The 15,217-nt window shown below is 72.7% G+C and carries 12 protein-coding genes and 1 riboswitch; of the genes, 4 read left to right on the top strand and 8 right to left on the bottom strand.

Annotated features, from left to right (window positions below; translation table 11 throughout):
* A partial coding sequence (locus NYZ98_RS26045; RefSeq protein ID WP_262845912.1) for a HAMP domain-containing protein occupies positions 1-3,490 on the top strand: 3,490 nt, incomplete at its 5' end.
* A gap of 15 nt (positions 3,491-3,505) precedes the next feature.
* Here the strand turns inward: NYZ98_RS26045 and NYZ98_RS26050 are convergent.
* The 4 genes from NYZ98_RS26050 to NYZ98_RS26065 all read right to left on the bottom strand — a co-directional run bounded on the left by NYZ98_RS26050 (position 3,506) and on the right by NYZ98_RS26065 (position 7,506).
* A complete protein-coding gene (locus tag NYZ98_RS26050; protein ID WP_262845913.1) occupies positions 3,506-4,690 on the bottom strand; it encodes a glycosyltransferase family 4 protein in 1,185 nt (394 codons plus the stop codon).
* The gene (locus NYZ98_RS26055) at positions 4,687-5,985 is read right to left on the bottom strand and encodes a M48 family metallopeptidase (RefSeq protein WP_262845915.1); all 1,299 of its coding nucleotides are present in this window, start codon (positions 5,983-5,985) and stop codon (positions 4,687-4,689) included. Before NYZ98_RS26055 ends, NYZ98_RS26050 begins: the two co-directional genes overlap by 4 nt.
* Before the next feature lie 35 nt (positions 5,986-6,020).
* Positions 6,021-6,914 (bottom strand): hypothetical protein, encoded by an 894-nt coding sequence (locus tag NYZ98_RS26060; protein WP_262845917.1) that lies wholly within the window; start codon positions 6,912-6,914, stop codon positions 6,021-6,023.
* 97 nt (positions 6,915-7,011) lie between these two features.
* A complete protein-coding gene (locus tag NYZ98_RS26065) occupies positions 7,012-7,506 on the bottom strand; it encodes a C40 family peptidase (protein ID WP_262845919.1) in 495 nt (164 codons plus the stop codon).
* Between the two features lie 82 nt (positions 7,507-7,588).
* Positions 7,589-7,750: riboswitch (cyclic di-AMP (ydaO/yuaA leader) on the bottom strand.
* A gap of 454 nt (positions 7,751-8,204) precedes the next feature.
* Here NYZ98_RS26065 and NYZ98_RS26070 point away from each other — a divergent pair.
* Together NYZ98_RS26070 and NYZ98_RS26075 are read left to right on the top strand one after the other, a co-directional pair.
* Positions 8,205-8,780, top strand: a complete 576-nt coding sequence (locus NYZ98_RS26070) for an ArsR/SmtB family transcription factor (RefSeq protein WP_262845921.1) — start codon at positions 8,205-8,207, stop codon at positions 8,778-8,780.
* Positions 8,777-10,069, top strand: coding sequence for an MFS transporter (locus NYZ98_RS26075; RefSeq protein WP_262845926.1), 1,293 nt, complete (start codon positions 8,777-8,779; stop codon positions 10,067-10,069). Before NYZ98_RS26070 ends, NYZ98_RS26075 begins: the two co-directional genes overlap by 4 nt.
* Before the next feature lie 37 nt (positions 10,070-10,106).
* On the opposite strand, the gene NYZ98_RS26080 is transcribed toward NYZ98_RS26075, so the two are convergent.
* The 3 genes from NYZ98_RS26080 to NYZ98_RS26090 form a co-directional block, all read right to left on the bottom strand.
* Positions 10,107-10,631 (bottom strand): DUF6817 domain-containing protein, encoded by a 525-nt coding sequence (locus tag NYZ98_RS26080; protein WP_262845931.1) that lies wholly within the window; start codon positions 10,629-10,631, stop codon positions 10,107-10,109.
* 29 nt (positions 10,632-10,660) lie between these two features.
* On the bottom strand, positions 10,661-11,608 hold the full coding sequence (locus NYZ98_RS41400) for a C40 family peptidase (RefSeq protein WP_316249607.1): 948 nt from the start codon (positions 11,606-11,608) through the stop codon (positions 10,661-10,663).
* 150 nt (positions 11,609-11,758) lie between these two features.
* The gene (locus NYZ98_RS26090; protein ID WP_262845936.1) at positions 11,759-13,081 is read right to left on the bottom strand and encodes an NYN domain-containing protein; all 1,323 of its coding nucleotides are present in this window, start codon (positions 13,079-13,081) and stop codon (positions 11,759-11,761) included.
* Positions 13,082-13,304: 223 nt separating this feature from the next.
* Here NYZ98_RS26090 and NYZ98_RS26095 point away from each other — a divergent pair, with 223 nt between their 5' ends.
* The gene (locus NYZ98_RS26095; protein WP_262845938.1) at positions 13,305-14,438 is read left to right on the top strand and encodes a phosphotransferase family protein; all 1,134 of its coding nucleotides are present in this window, start codon (positions 13,305-13,307) and stop codon (positions 14,436-14,438) included.
* 107 nt (positions 14,439-14,545) lie between these two features.
* Here NYZ98_RS26095 and NYZ98_RS26100 read toward each other — a convergent pair whose 3' ends face one another.
* The gene (locus NYZ98_RS26100) at positions 14,546-15,103 is read right to left on the bottom strand and encodes a hypothetical protein (protein WP_262845940.1); all 558 of its coding nucleotides are present in this window, start codon (positions 15,101-15,103) and stop codon (positions 14,546-14,548) included.
* Between the last annotated feature and the right edge of the window lie 114 nt (positions 15,104-15,217).

Below are 15,217 nucleotides of genomic sequence, written 5' to 3' on the forward strand. Positions count from 1 at the left end.
CGCCGACGAGGTCACCCGCGTGGCCCGCGAGGTCGGCACCGAGGGCCGCCTCGGCGGCCAGGCGGACGTGAAGGGCGTCTCGGGCACCTGGAAGGCGCTCACCGAGTCGGTGAACGTCATGGCCGACAACCTGACGGCCCAGGTGCGCAGCATCGCCGAGGTGACCACGGCGGTGGCCAAGGGCGACCTGTCGCAGAAGATCCGGGTGGACGCCCGCGGCGAGATCCTGGAGCTGAAGGAGACCATCAACACGATGGTCGACCAGCTCTCGGCGTTCGCCGACGAGGTCACCCGCGTGGCCCGCGAGGTCGGCACCGAAGGCAACCTGGGCGGTCAGGCGACCGTGCGGGGCGTGTCGGGCACCTGGAAGGACCTCACCGACAACGTCAACGTCATGGGCTCCAACCTGACCAGCCAGGTGCGGTCGATCGCCCAGGTGGCGACCGCCGTGGCCAGGGGCGACCTCTCCCAGAAGATCACGGTCGAGGCCAAGGGCGAGGTGGCCGCGCTGGCGCAGACGATCAACACGATGGTGGAGACGCTGAGCGCCTTCGCCGACGAGGTCACCCGCGTGGCCCGCGAGGTCGGCACCGAGGGCGAGCTGGGCGGCCAGGCCCGCGTGCCGAACGTCGCCGGCACCTGGAAGGACCTGACCGACAACGTCAACTCCATGGCCAACAACCTGACCAGCCAGGTCCGCAACATCGCCCAGGTCACCACGGCGGTGGCCCAGGGCGACCTCACCAAGAAGATCGACGTCGACGCGCGCGGCGAGATCCTGGAGCTGAAGACGACCATCAACACGATGGTCGACCAGCTCTCCTCGTTCGCGGCCGAGGTCACCCGCGTGGCCCGCGAGGTCGGCAGCGAGGGCAGGCTCGGCGGCCAGGCCGAGGTCGAGGGCGTGTCGGGCACCTGGAAGCGGCTCACCGAGAACGTCAACGAGCTGGCGGGCAACCTCACCCGGCAGGTCCGTGCCATCGCCGAGGTGACCAGCGCGGTGACCTCAGGCGACCTCACGCGCTCGATCAACGTCGACGCCTCCGGCGAGGTGGCCGAGCTCAAGGACAACATCAACTCCATGGTGAAGTCCCTGCGGGAGACCACCCGCGCCAACCAGGAGCAGGACTGGCTGAAGACCAACCTGGCCCGGGTCTCGGGGCTCATGCAGGGCCACCGCGACCTCGCGGTCGTCGCCGAGCTGGTCATGAACGAGCTGGCGCCCCTGGTCTCCGCCCAGCACGGCACCTTCCTGCTCGCCGAGGAGACCCCGAGCGCCACCGAACTGCGCGTGGTCGGCAGTTACGGCCACCAGGAGGTGACCCGCCGCCACGCGCTCGGCGACTCCCTGGTCGGCCAGGCCGCGCTCGCCCGGCGCACCATCCTGGTGCAGGACGTGCCCCCCGGCTACCTGACGATCTCCTCCAGCCTGGGCCAGGCCGGGCCGGTCAACCTGATCGTGCTGCCCATCGTGGTGGAGGACCAGGTCCTCGGCGTCATCGAGCTGGCCAGCCTCAACAGGTTCACGCAGGTCCACCGCGACTTCCTCGAACAGCTCGTGGAGACCATCGGCGTCAACGTCAACACGATCGTCGCCAACGCCCGCACCGACGCCCTGCTGACCGAGTCGCAGCGCCTCGCGACCGAGCTCCAGGTCGGCCAGGAGGAACTCCAGCGCTCCAACGCCGAGCTGGAGGAGAAGGCCGAGCTGCTGGCCCAGCAGAACCGCGACATCGAGACCAAGAACATCGAGATCGAGCAGGCCCGCCAGGAGCTGGAGGACCGCGCCCAGCAGCTCGCGCTGGCCTCCAAGTACAAGAGCGAGTTCCTGGCCAACATGAGCCACGAGCTGCGCACCCCGTTGAACTCGCTGCTCATCCTCGCCCAGCTCCTGGCGCAGAACCCGGCGCGCAACCTCACCGCCAAGCAGGTGGAGTACGCCAACGTCATCCACTCGGCGGGCACCGACCTGCTCCAGCTCATCAACGACATCCTCGACCTGTCCAAGATCGAGGCCGGGAAGATGGACCTCACCCTGGAGCCGTTCCACATGCGGCAGCTCCTGGACTACGTCGAGGCGACGTTCCGCCCGCTGACCACCGAGAAGGGGCTGACGTTCGAGGTGAGCGTGGCGCCCGACGTGCCCACGCAGCTCATGATGGACGAGCAGCGGCTGCGGCAGGTCCTGCGCAACCTGCTGTCCAACGCGGTGAAGTTCACCGAGGCGGGGTCGGTGCGGCTCCGGGTCGAGCGGGCCGGCCAGATGGACCTGCCGGCCGGGCGCCGGCAGGAGGCCCTGGCCTTCCACGTGGTGGACACCGGCATCGGCATCGCCGAGGAGAACCTCTCCCAGATCTTCGACGCCTTCCAGCAGGCCGACGGCACCACCAGCCGCAAGTACGGCGGCACCGGCCTCGGCCTGTCCATCAGCAGGGAGATCGCCACCCTGTTCAACGGCGGGATCCGCGCGGTGAGCACCTTCGGCGAGGGCAGCACGTTCACCCTCTACCTGCCGATGACGCACTTCTCGGAGTACCCGATGGGCGCGAACCCCCCGGCGGCGCCGGCCCTGCCGCAGGCCGCCGAGCCCGCGGCGCCCGAGCCGGAGCCCGCGCCCGCCGCGCCGGGCGGCGAGGGCGAGGGCGGGCGGCGCCTGCTGGTGGTGGAGGCCCGGCCGAACGGGCTGCTGTCGCTGCTGGCGCAGAGCGTGGTCGCCGACCTGTCGGAGACCCACGGCCTGGTGCGGGTCACCACCGCCAGCGACCCCGAGAGCGCCCTGGCCGCCCTGGTCCGCCACGGCTTCCACTGCATCGTCCTGGACCTCGGCATGCCGCACGACGCGGCGGCGGAGTTCCTGCGCCGGCTGGACGAGGACCCCGCCCTGCGCTCGCTGCCGGTGCTGGCCCACCACACCCGCAAGCTCAGCCGCCCGCAGGAGAAGCTGCTCCAGGGCCGGTCGCGCACCCAGCCGCTGGAGCGGCTGCCCAGCCTGGACGAGCTGCGCGAGCGCATCACCCTGCACCTGACGGCCGAGGGCCCGGGCGACGTGCTGCCCCTGGTGCAGGCGAGCCCGGACGAGGCGGCGCCACGCGAGGTGGAGCAGGTCGACAGCGGCCTGCTCGGGCGCAAGGTGCTGGTGATCGACGACGACGTCCGCAACGTCTTCGCGCTGACCAACATCCTGGAGCTGCACGGCATGCAGGTGCTCTACGCCGAGAACGGGCGCAGGGGCATCGAGGTGCTCATGCGCAACGATGACGTGGACCTGGTCCTGATGGACATCATGATGCCCGAGATGGATGGGTACGCGGCGACGGCCGCCATCCGTGAGATGCCGCGCTTCGCCAACCTGCCGATCATCGCGGTGACGGCCAAGGCGATGCACGGCGACCGGGAGAAGACCCTGTCCTCGGGCGCCAGCGACTACGTCACCAAGCCGGTCGACTCCGAGGAGCTCATCGACCGCATGCAACGCTGGCTGGAGCTCTGACCCCGCGCCCGGCGTTCAGCGCAGGTCCTCCTCGGCGCCGGGCCCGGTGCGGTCCACGCCGGTGAGCACGGCGTCGAACCGGCCGGCCACCCCGTCCCAGCCCCATTCCCGCTCGATCCAGGCCCGGCCCCGCTCCCCCATCGCGCGGGCGCGGGCCGGGTCGGCGAGCAGCCCGGTCACGGCCGCCGCGACCGCGAGCGGGCTTCCGCCGTCCACGACCAGCCCCGTCTCGCCCTCGCGGACCGCGTCCGGCGCGCCGCCCGAGGCGCCGGCGACGACCGGCAGCCCGGTCGCGGACGCCTCCAGGTAGACGATGCCGAGCCCCTCCACGTCCAGGCCGCCGAGCCGGGTGCGGCACGGCATGGCGAAGACGTCACCGGCGTCGTAGTAGGCGGGCAGCCGGCTCCACGGGACCGGGCCGGTCACGATGACCGAGTCCGCCAGGCCGCGCCGTCCCGCGGCCTGGGACAGGGCGCGGCGGGACGGGCCGCCGCCGACCAGCAGCAGCACCGCGTCCGGCACGTCCCGCAGGACCAGGGGCCAGCAGCGCAGCAGGGTGTCCTGGCCCTTCCTCGGGACCAGCCGGGAGACGCACACCACCACGGGCCGGTCGCCGATGCCGAGCGCCATCCGCACCTCGGCGCCGCCCGCGCCGGGGCGGAAGACCTCGGTGTCCACGCCCGGCGCCAGGCGGACCAGGCGCGCGGGGGGCATCACCCGCGCCAGCCGTTCCCGGGTGTAGTCGCCGAGGTAGGTGATCGCGTCCGCGTGGGCGCCGATCCTGGCCAGCAGGCCGCGGGCCAGGGGGACACCGGACCAGGCCGCCTCGTGGCCGTGGGTCAGCATGACGACCCGCCGGGCGCCGGCGGCGCGCAGCGCGGGCGCGAGCAGACCGAGCGGGGCCGCCGCGCCGAACACGACCGTGTCGCACCCCTCCTCGCGCAGCAGCGCGGCGGCCCGCCGCGCCACGCCGGGCACGGGCAGCATCACCGAGGTGGGGTGCCGGACCACGCGGTACGGCTGGCGCGCGTCGAACTCCTCCCACCCGGCCCACCGGGAGGTGTGCACGACCACCGAGCCCGGCGGGCGGCGTACGGCGAGCGCGTGCACGAACGCCTGGATGCCCCCGGGGCGGGGCGGGAAGTCGTTGGTCACGATGAGCGTCTTCGGGTGCCCGGGGTCGCGCGCCGGCGGGGTCACGGCTCCGGCAGGCCGTTCAGCCGGGCCCAGGAGCGTGCCAGGGCGATCCGCTGCGGGGTCGTCGGGTGGGAGGAGTACATGAGGTACTCGAAGGCGGCGGGCGTCAGGTCGGAGACGTTGGTCACGGCCAGGCGCCTCTGCATCGCGGCGAACGTCGCCGGGTCGCGGGTCAGGTCGAGCGCGTGAACGTCGGCCCTGGCCTCCACGCGTCGGCTCACGACGTTCTCCGCGGGCCCGGAGAGGACGGTGGCCAGGGTCATCAGGCCCAGCAGGAGCCCGGCGGCCCGGGGGTCGCCGATCGCCGGGACGCCGGCGCGGCGCCTGAGCGCGCGCGTGGAGACGGCGAGGAAGAGCAGGCACGCGCCCGCGGCGGCGCCGAGCGCGCCGATCAGGGTGCCGGAGAGCACGTCGCCGTTCTTGGCGTGCCCGAGCTCGTGGGCGACCACCAGCCGCACCTCGCCCGCGGGGGCGCCCAGCAGCGTGTCGTACACGACGATGCGCCGCGTGGCGCCGAACCCCGACACGTAGGCGTTCAGCGCCGTGGTCCTGCGGGAGGCGTCGGCGACGAGCACGTCCTTCACCGGGACGCCGTCGCGGGCGGCCATGGCGACCAGGTCCGAGCGCAGCCCGCCGGCCTTGAGGGGGGTGAAGTCGTTGAACAGCGGCTCGACCACGACGGGGTAGGCGAACGAGGCCACGACGGTGAGCGCGAACGCGCCGGCCGCCGCGGGGATCCACCACCGCTCCGGCAGGCGGCGGGCCAGCCAGACGACCGCCAGCACCATGATCGCGACGATCACGGTCTGGACGGCGAAGTTCTTGAGCCGGTCGGCCGACCAGGCCGGCCAGTGCTGGGTGGACAGGCCGTAGTCCCGCAGCCGGGTCTCGTACCACATGCCGAGCGGCCACTTGATCAGCAGGGACGCGGCGGAGAACGCCAGGACGCCGATCAGGGCGCGCAGCCACCAGGGGCCCCTGAGGCGGGCGGCGAGCCACGCCCCGCAGGGCGTCAGGACCAGCACGCCCGCCACGGCCACCGTGACCGCCAGCGAGAGGTACGCGGGGGCGGTGACGGCCGCGTCGAAGGCGTCCGCGCGGGCGATCTGGGCGGCGGTGAAGTCGCGCGCCGGATCGGGCGCCACCGCGGGGGCCGCGCCGGGCAGGGCGCGCCACGGCGTGGTGACCGCGACCGCGACGGCGGCGGCCACGCCCAGCACCAGCAGCCCGATGCCCGCCGCGCGGCGTCCGCCGCCCGCGCGCGCGGACCGGCGCGTCTCCTCGATCAGTCCTGTCACCAGGGCTCCCTCCAGGCGATCGGCGCGCCGATCCCTCACGAGAGCTCCGTGCGGACGTACGCGCGCCAGGCGGCGGTGAACTGCGCGGTGCCCATCCCGGTCGCCCTGGTGAGGGCGGCGCCGGCGTCACCTCGCATGGACTCACGGTAGAGGGTCACCAGGGCGCGCTCGCCGAACCGCCCCGCGACATACCGGCAGGCGAGCCAGGCCTCCTCGTAGGCCTGGGCCGCCCTCGGGGCGCCCGCGGCGAAGTCCTCCCGGCCGGGCAGGGCCGCGGGGACGCGGCCGGCGCGCACCTCGGCGGCCAGCTCCGCCGCGGCGGCGGGCACGGGGACGCCGGCGCCGAGGTACCCGGCGTAGTCGGCGAAACCCTCGACCAGCCACGTGGGCGTCCGCCCGTCGGCCGACGCGCCGGTGGCGACGTGGGTGAGCTCGTGGGCCAGGACGACGTCGCGGCCCACGGGGCTGAGCCGGGCGAAGGAGACGGGTTCGACGATCACGCGGCCGGCGCCGGCCACCGCCGCCAGCCCGGTCAGGTCGGCGGGCGCGGCCAGCACGGCGGCCTGGGCGGTGGTGGCGGGGGCCAGGACCAGCGGCCGCACCGGCCCGGCGAGGCGGGCGACGACGGCGCTCGCCCGGTCGGCCCTGCGGGCGAGGTCGGCCGGGTCGGCGCCGCCGGGCAGGGCGACCACCAGGGCGCGCCCGCTGCCGACCACCTCGGCCCCGGTCCAGATCTCCGGGTGCTCCCGGATCACGGCGTCCGCGCGGCGGCGGTCGGCGGCCGGGTCCTGGGGGCCGGTCATGCGTCCCGGCCCGCCGGGGTCCATCACCTGCCCCGGCGAGGCCGCAGGGCCTCCTGGGACGTCCGCGGGGCCCGTCAGGGCGGCCAGCAGGGCCGCCAGTACGGCCCAGAGCCCGACGACGCGCATGCGGGCAATCTACCCGCCGGTCCGCCGGGGGCCGGCGGGCGGACGCGCGAAGGCCCCGTCCGCCCCGGAGGAACCGAGGGGGACGGGGCCTTCGTGATCACACGCCTGGGCGGACGGCTCCGACGAACCCGGCCCGGCGGTAGCCGCTGAGCCGGTCGATCCGCACCCGCGCACCGGAGTGCGGGGAGTGGATCATCTTGCCGTGGCCGACGTACATGCCGACGTGTCCGAGCCCGCGGAAGAACATCAGGTCGCCTGGCTTGAGGTTCTTCCAGGAGACCTTCTTCCGCACGGAGCGGAACTGGCTGGCCGCTATGCGGGGAAGCCGCACACCGGCCTTCCGCCACGCGTACAGGACCAGGCCGGAGCAGTCGAACGCTCCGGGGCCCGTGGCGCCCCAGCGGTAGGGGTCGCCGACCTGCTTCTTGGCCGTGGACACGGCGGTGCGCGCCTTGATCCGCTGTTTGGCGACCTTGCTCAGTTTGGCCGTGCTCTTGGCCTTGGCCTGCTCGGCCGAACCTTGGGCGCTGGTCACCGTGGCGGCGTCAGCCGCCGTCGCCTGTGTCGCGACCGCCCCGACGGATGCCGTCATGGTGAGGGCGACACCGCCGAGAGACAGGCGGGCGAAGCGGGACAGGCGAGGGTTGCGGGTGGTGCTGGACAGGATCGCTCCTAGAATCTTCCACTTACGCCTACCGGGTTAGCTGACGGATTCGGGCTGGGAAGTCGCCCTACGGCGCCAAATGGCGCCGATTCACCCCCTGACCCCACATTTGAGGTCAAATTGGGTCCCCGGCTCCGTGCTCCTTGCCGCACGGATTCGGCAGGTCACCGCCGTATGCGGTCCTGCTTTTCGCGCCTTGGATCGACGACGGTGACCACTGGATTCTCTATGCGTGCACCGGGTCGATACCGACCGGCTTGCTTCGCGACGGCATGGCGTGCTCGCCGCGGCCCAGAAACTACACAGGTCCCCAATTCACGGCAAAGCGCAGCGACGGTTTCCGTTGATCGAATACGCGTTCCCACTTTCAGGGACCGGCATTATCCTGCGCCTTTGTTATCTGAATGTGATTCATCTCACATATCCCGAAACGTGACCATCGGGAGACCTCATTCGCCACTTCCGCCCCACCAGTAAAACGATCATCTTGGCCCGGAGGGCCCGAAAGGAGCCCATCCGGCCATGTGGGGTGATCACTATGAGTGCCCGATATAGACCGCCATTGTCACCCTCAGATACGCAAGAACTGTTGCGCAATGAGTGTTGCGCATGCCAGTCTGGGTTCCATGGATCAGCAGGACATCCGCACGATCACCGACTCCCGGGTGCTGGCCACCCTCGCCCACCCCCTGCGGCGGCGCCTCATGGACGTGCTGAAGGTCGACGGCCCCTCGACGGCCAGCATGCTCGCCGAGCGCACCGGCCAGGCGGTCGCCAACGTCAGCCACCACCTGCGCGTCCTCGGCGGGGCCGAGCTCATCGAGGAGGCCCCCGAGCTGGCGCGCGACCGCCGCGAGCGGTGGTGGCGCCTGGTGTCGGCCGGCCTGCGCTGGTCCACCGCCGACTTCGGCGGCGACCCCGCCTCGGCCGCCGTCGCCGGCGCCGCCGAGTCGCTCAACCTCGACCACCACGCCGGCCTGGTCCGCGCCTGGTTCGCGGCCGGGGACGACGAGCGGGCCGCCTGGCGGGACGGCCCGTTCTCCACCGACAAGTGGATGCGCCTGTCCCCCGAAGAGCTGCGTGAGCTGTCCCAGGAGGTCATCGCCCTGCTGGACCGGTGGGCCTCCCGTGAGGCGCCCGACGACGGCGAGCGGCGCGAGCCGGTGTTCGTGTTCGCGTTCGGCGTCCCGGGGCGCCCGTGAGCGCCACGACGGCCGCCCCGGGCACCGCGCGCCGCCGGGGCGGCCTGCTGCGCGACCGCGACTTCCGGCTGCTGTGGATCGGCGAGACCGCCAGCTCCTTCGGCAGCTCGCTCACCGGCGTGGCACTCCCCCTGGTCGCGGTCACCACCCTGCACGCGAGCACGTTCGTCGTGGCGATGCTGACGGCGGCGACGTGGCTGCCGTGGCTGGTCATCGGGCTCCCGGCCGGCGCCTGGGTCGACCGGCTGCGCCGGCGGCCGGTGATGCTGGTCTGTGACGCCGCCTCGCTGCTGCTGTTCCTCAGCGTGCCCGCCGCGGCCTGGTGGGGGCGGCTGACCATCGGCCACCTCCTGGCCGTCGCACTGCTCGCCGGCACCGCGAAGGTGTTCTTCCAGACCGCCTACCAGGCCTACCTTCCCGCCGTGGTCGGCGACGCCGACCTGCACGAGGGCAACGCCAAGCTGCAGGGCAGCGAGTCGGCGGCCCAGGTCGCGGGCCCCGGCGCCGGCGGCCTGATCGCGCAGGTCTTCGGCGCCGTCACCGGCCTGATCGCCGACGCGGTGAGCTTCCTGGTCTCGGCGGCCTGCCTGCTCGCGATGCGCACCCGCGAGGCGCCCCCCGGCCGCAGGCACCGGCGGACCACGCTGTGGCGGGAGATCGGCGAGGGCGCGCGCTTCGTCGCCCGGGACCGGTACCTGCGGGTGCTGACCGTCTTCGGGGCCGTCAGCAACCTCGCCCTGGTCGGCTACCAGTCCATCCTGGTGGTCTTCCTGGTGCGCGAGGTCGGGGTCGGCTCGGGCACGGTCGGCGCGCTGATCGCCGCGACCAGCGTCGGCGGGGTCGCCGCCGCCGCGGGCGCCGCCCGCCTGGTGCGGCGCGTCGGGTCCGCCAGGGCGCTGATGGTGTGCGAGATGGCCTGCGCCCCGTTCGGGCTGCTCATCCCCCTGGCGAGCCCGGGGGCGGGCCTGGCGTTCATGGTCGTGGGAGGCTTCGTCGTGGTCGCGGGGGTGGTGACCGGGAACGTGATCAAGTCGAGCTTCCGCCAGGCCTACTGCCCGCGCCACCTCATGGGCCGGGTGTCGGTCAGCATGCAGTTCGTCAACTACGGCACCATCCCGCTGGGCGCCGTACTCGGCGGCGTCCTCGGCACCTCCATCGGCGTCCGCCCGGCCATGTGGATCACGACGGGGGCGCTGGCCCTGTCCGGGCTCGTCCTGCTCGCCGGGCCCATCCGCGGGGACAGGGACTTCCCCGCCGCGCCGGCCCCCGAGGCGCACGGCCGCCCTTGACCCCGTTTTGTCAGGACGCGACCGCCGCCTTGAGGCCTCAGGGCAGGGCGGCCCTGACGGCACGCCATGCCGGGGCGCTGAGCAGGTCCCGCCAGGACGTGAACAGTTCCAGCAGCTCGGCGCCGTGGCGGGCGCGGATCTCGGGGTTGGCCTGGACCACGTCCAGCTCGTTGGCCACGGTGATCTCGGCGAAGTCCCGCCGGAGCGCGGCCGGCGGGTCGAGGACGACGCCGGTGAACCGGTCCCTGAACGGGCCGCCGTCCTCGGCCAGCCGCGCGTGGGAGAACCGCCGATCACAACTGGCGTAGAAGTAGACGATCCGCTCGGTCTCCTCGCCGGCGACCGCCGCCAGCTCGTCCCTGCGGGTCACCTCGCCGAGCGCGGCAGGGAAGCCGTCGGTGCCGTAGAAGGCGTGGCCCAGCCCGGCCAGCCGCAACGCGGGCCGGGCCTCCCACCGCCCGAGCAGGTCGTGCACCCGCTCCAGGTGGGCCAGCAGGGTGCCGCCCGGGTGGGCGATCTCGCCCGCGCCGCGCGCGGCCAGCAGATCCCGAAGGTCGTTCACGGCTCGCTCCCTTCCCGCCGGCGGCCGGCTCAGGGACGTACGGCGCCGATGATGCCCCGGTACGACGAGAGCGGGACGACCTTGACGACGTCCCCCGTCTGGGGGGCGTGGACCATCTTGCCGCCGCCCGCGTACATGCCGACGTGCCCGAGGCCCGCGGCGAACAGCAGGTCGCCCGGCTGCAGCGCGTTCAGCGAGACCCTGCGCGAGGCGCCCCAGTTGTACTGCTCGGCGGCCGTGCGGGGGATGCCGACCCCGGCGGCGCGCCAGGAGGCCTGGGTCAGCCCCGAGCAGTCGTAGGCGCCTGGACCGGTCCCGCCGTAACGGTAGGGCTTGCCCACCTGGGCGAAGGCGAACTGCAGCGCGGTGCGCGCGTTGCCGGAGGCGCTGCCGGTGTACTTGATGCCGGAGCTGTTGGGGTTGCCGGCGTTGAAGGAGTTGAGGCTGCGCAGGAGCCGCTCCTGCTGGCCGACCAGCTTCTCGACGTCCTTCTTCTGCTTGCGCAGGTCGTCGAACAGGTCGATGGCCTTGTCGTAGGCGCCCTTGGCCTTGTCGCGCTGGCCCTTGAGCGAACGCGTGGCGTTCTCGAACTCGGTCAGCGTGCGCGACTGGCCCTCGGACATCTGGTCGACCGACGCCAGCCCGCTCAGCAGCGACTCGGGGTCGCTCTGGGTCACCAGGTTCGGCCACGCCATCAGGTCGCCGGTCTGGTAGTTGCTGACCGCCACCGACACCAGGCCCTGGCGCAGCGCGTCGATCTCGGTGAGCCGGTCCTTGAGCCGGCCGTTGAGGAGGTTGTACTCCTTGCGGGCCTTCTTCCAATGCTCGCCGGCGAGGTTGTAGCGGTCGACGACCTTGTCGGCCTGGTCGTTCAGTTTGGCGAGCCGCGCCTTGGTCTGGGCGACCGTGGGCTTGGGCTTCGCCTCCGCCCCGCTCGCCTGGATCAACAAGACGGCGATGGCGAGACCGGCGGCCACCGGTACCCGCCCTGCTCCCCGGATGCCACGCACGGCCACTGGGACGTCAGCCCCCTCAAGTGAGACAAGTGAGACAACCTGGGGCGTGATCCTACAGAAGGTGCATAGGCACCTGCACCTTTTCCCCAGGAATTGGTCTCGACGCGACGTTCAGCCGCGGCCGAGGCGGCGGAGCAGGAGGGTGGCGGGCACCGGACGTGCCCCCATGCGGCGGACGGACTCGGCCACCTCGCGGTCGGAGGACACCACGGCCACCGCGCGGCCGGGCGGCTCGGCGCGGACGAGTTGCCTGATCAGGTCGTCGGCGATCTCCCCGGGCGCGCTGAACAGCACGCGCACGCCGCGGGGCGCGGAGACGTGGACCGGGCCGTTCAGCTCGGCGCCGTCGAACGCGCAGGTGACCTCGACCCTGGTCTGCACGGCCAGCCCGCCGAGCCCGGTGAGCAGCCGCGAGCGCTGGTCGATCAGGGTCAGCGTCGGATAGCCCGACTTGGTGACGTTGTAGCCGTCCACGACGAGGTGGAGGTGCGGGATGGCGAGGAGCTGGTCGAGCAGCGCGGGGTCGTCGTCGGCCAGGGCGCGCGCGGGCACGGCGCGCACCGACGGCCGGCCGGGGCTCACCGCGGTCACCGAGTCGGCCGGCCTGCTGATCGCGACGGGCAGCGCGAGCTCGCCGCGCAGCCCGGCGGCGGCGTCCTGGAGGCTGTCCAGCAGCACGCGGACGCGGGCGTCCTCGATGCTGCGCCCCTCGCGCGCGGCCCGGCGGCCGGCCTCGACCTGCCGCTCGGCGTCGGCCAGGCGCTCACGCAGCTTGCGCAGCTCGCTCTCGGCCGCGCTGGTGGCCGAGGTCACGGCGGCCCGCGCCTCCTGCTCCCTGGCCCGCAGCTCGGCGGCGCTCTCCTCGGCCACCCGGGTGCGCTCCCGGGCGTCGTGCAGCCGGCGCCGCAGGTCGGCGATCTCCGCCTTGGAGGTCTTGAGCTGCTCGCGCAGCCGGTCGGACTCGTCCTTGGCGGCGGCCTTCTGGGCGGCGATCTGCTCGCGCAGCCGGACGACGGTCTGCTCCTGGGCGTTGCCCTCGGCCGTGGCGGCGGCCTGCTCCAGGTCCGAGCGCGCCGTCTCCACCAGCTCGGGCCAGCCGGGAGGCCGCGTGAGATAGGCGGCCGCCGCCACCAGGACCGGCTCGGCGGCGGGCGGGACGTTGCCCTCCTCCAGGCTGGCGACCAGCTCGGGCCAGGCCTCCTGGAGGGTCTCGGCGACGATCTCGCGGAACTCCTTGTCGGTCTCCAGTTGCGCGGCGATCGGCGCGCTGCCCAGCCGGGCGCGCTTGCGCGGGTCGAACCGCGCGATGCCCTTCAGCGGGGGCGGGATCGCGGCGGGCTGCATGGAGCCGAGCACCTGGGCGGCGAGCTCGACGACATGTAAGCGGACCTGCTCGGGCAGCGGGCGAGACAGGCCTTCTCCGGCTGAACTCATCCGTCTTCCCCTAGCTGACTGGCCATTCAAAAACTGTCTATCCGACAAGGGTACGGCTGGCGGCTTCGTGGTCAGCGCGCTTCGCACCGGGGTCCTCACGCACACAGGCCCCTCAAGCCTCCTCCGTGACCCCCTGAAGGCCGGTTAACGCCATGTGAACGCCGTATGGACAAGCGCTTGGTAGCGGTATACGACTGTGCCACGCCGGATGAGGGAGACAACGATGTCGAGGCTGGAAGACCAGCACGCCGTACCCGCGGAAATGCGCACGTCAACCCGTGACCTGGGGGAACTCCGCGAGCGCCTGCGGGCCTGGCTGCCCGGGCGGCTCGACGGCGCGTCCGCGGTGACGGTGTCGGAGCTGTCGCGCCCCTCGGGGAACGGCCTTTCCAGCGAGACGGTGTTCTTCACCGCGACCTGGGCCGGCGCCTCCGGGGAGCAGGAGCTGGAGTGCGTCGCGAGGCTCGCCCCGGCCGCCGACGCGGTGCCGGTCTTCCCCGAGTACGACCTCGGCAGGCAGTTCGAGGTCATGCGGCTGGCCAGGCAGCGGGCCGGCATCCCCGCGCCCCTGGCGCTGTGGTTCGAGCCCGACCCGGGCCCGCTCGGCTCCCCGTTCTTCGTGATGGAGCGGGAGCGGGGCGACGTCCCGCCCGACCTCGTCCCGTACACCTTCCAGGGCTGGCTGCTCGACGCCTCCCCCGCCGACCGGGCGCGCCTGCAGGCCGGGACGGTGGACGTGCTCGCGCGGCTGCACAACGCGAGCGTGCGGCCGGGCGAGCTCGACTTCCTGCGGTCGCACCACCCGGGCGACTCCGCCCTGCGCCGCCACGTCACCGAGCAGCGGGCGTACTACGAGTGGGCCCACTCCTCCATGCGCGTCCCCATCCTGGAGGACGCGTTCCTGTGGCTGGAGGACCACTGGCCGGCCGGCACCGGCCCTGACGTGATCAACTGGGGCGACGCGCGCATCGGCAACGTGATGTACCGCGACTTCACGCCGGTGGCGGTGCTCGACTGGGAGATGGCCGGGGTCGGGCCGCGCGAGATCGACCTCGCCTGGATGTTCTTCCTGCACCGGTTCTTCCAGGACGTGGCCACGTTCATGGAGTTACCCGGCCTGCCCGGCTTCATGACCAGGGACGACGTCTGCGCCCAGTACCACTCCATGTCCGGGTACGAGCCCAGGGACATGGAGTTCTACGAGATGTACGCGGCCCTGCGGTACGGGATCATCATGGCCCGCGTCTGCCACCGGCAGATCCACTTCGGCGAGCGTGCGATGCCCGACGACCCGAACGACCTGGTCATGCACCGCGCCACCATCGAGAGCATGCTCGAGGGGGACTACTGGGACTGAGCTCCCGGCCGGGGGGCCGGGCCCGGCGGGCGGCACGTCCGGAGCCGCCCGCCGGACGGCCCGTCCCGGTCCTGTGGCGTGCGCCGCGGACCGGGCGGGCCTCCGCGTCAGCTCCGGGAGATGATCGTCCTGGACCTGTTGATGCGGTCCTTGCGGGAGATCTGGCGCACGTAGTCGCGCACGCTCAGCCCGCTCTCCAGGCCGACGGCCCGCGCGTAGTGGTCGACGGAGTAGCTGCCCGCGTACTTGTACTTGACCCAGATCTGGAAGCGGACCGAGACGGTGTTCGCGTTGCCGTGCTTGATCAGGCAGTAGGCCCGGGAGTTGAAGAAGCCGCACGAGGCATGGGCCGGCTTGTTGAGGAAGCGGACCTTGGAGACGGTGCCCCTCGGCACGAAGGCCGCCAGCACGATGGCGTCGGCCTCGATCCGGCGCAGGCGCGTCGCGCGGTAGCTGAACGTCGCGAAGCCGCCCCGCCGCATTCCGGTGGGGTAGAGGACGCGGACATAGGCCTTGGGCGCCTGGACGGCGGCCGCGGCCGGGACGACCTTGACGGTGGCGGCCCGGGCGGGAACCGCTCCGGCGGCCTGTGCGGGAGCGGACGCCAGGAGAATTGACCCGGCGCCCACAGCCAAAGAAGTGATCAATGCGGATAACCTGCGCATACGCGCCTCCCCGTAAATGGACCTTGCGCACTCTTGCCGAGAGTGAACGGACGATCTACTCGGTAGGTCAATATTTCACAAAAAATCCCTATGCCAATGGCAAATGACCAAGCT

Source organism: Sphaerisporangium corydalis, from assembly GCF_025506355.1.
In the GTDB taxonomy this organism is placed as follows: Bacteria; Actinomycetota; Actinomycetes; order Streptosporangiales; family Streptosporangiaceae; genus Sphaerisporangium; species Sphaerisporangium corydalis.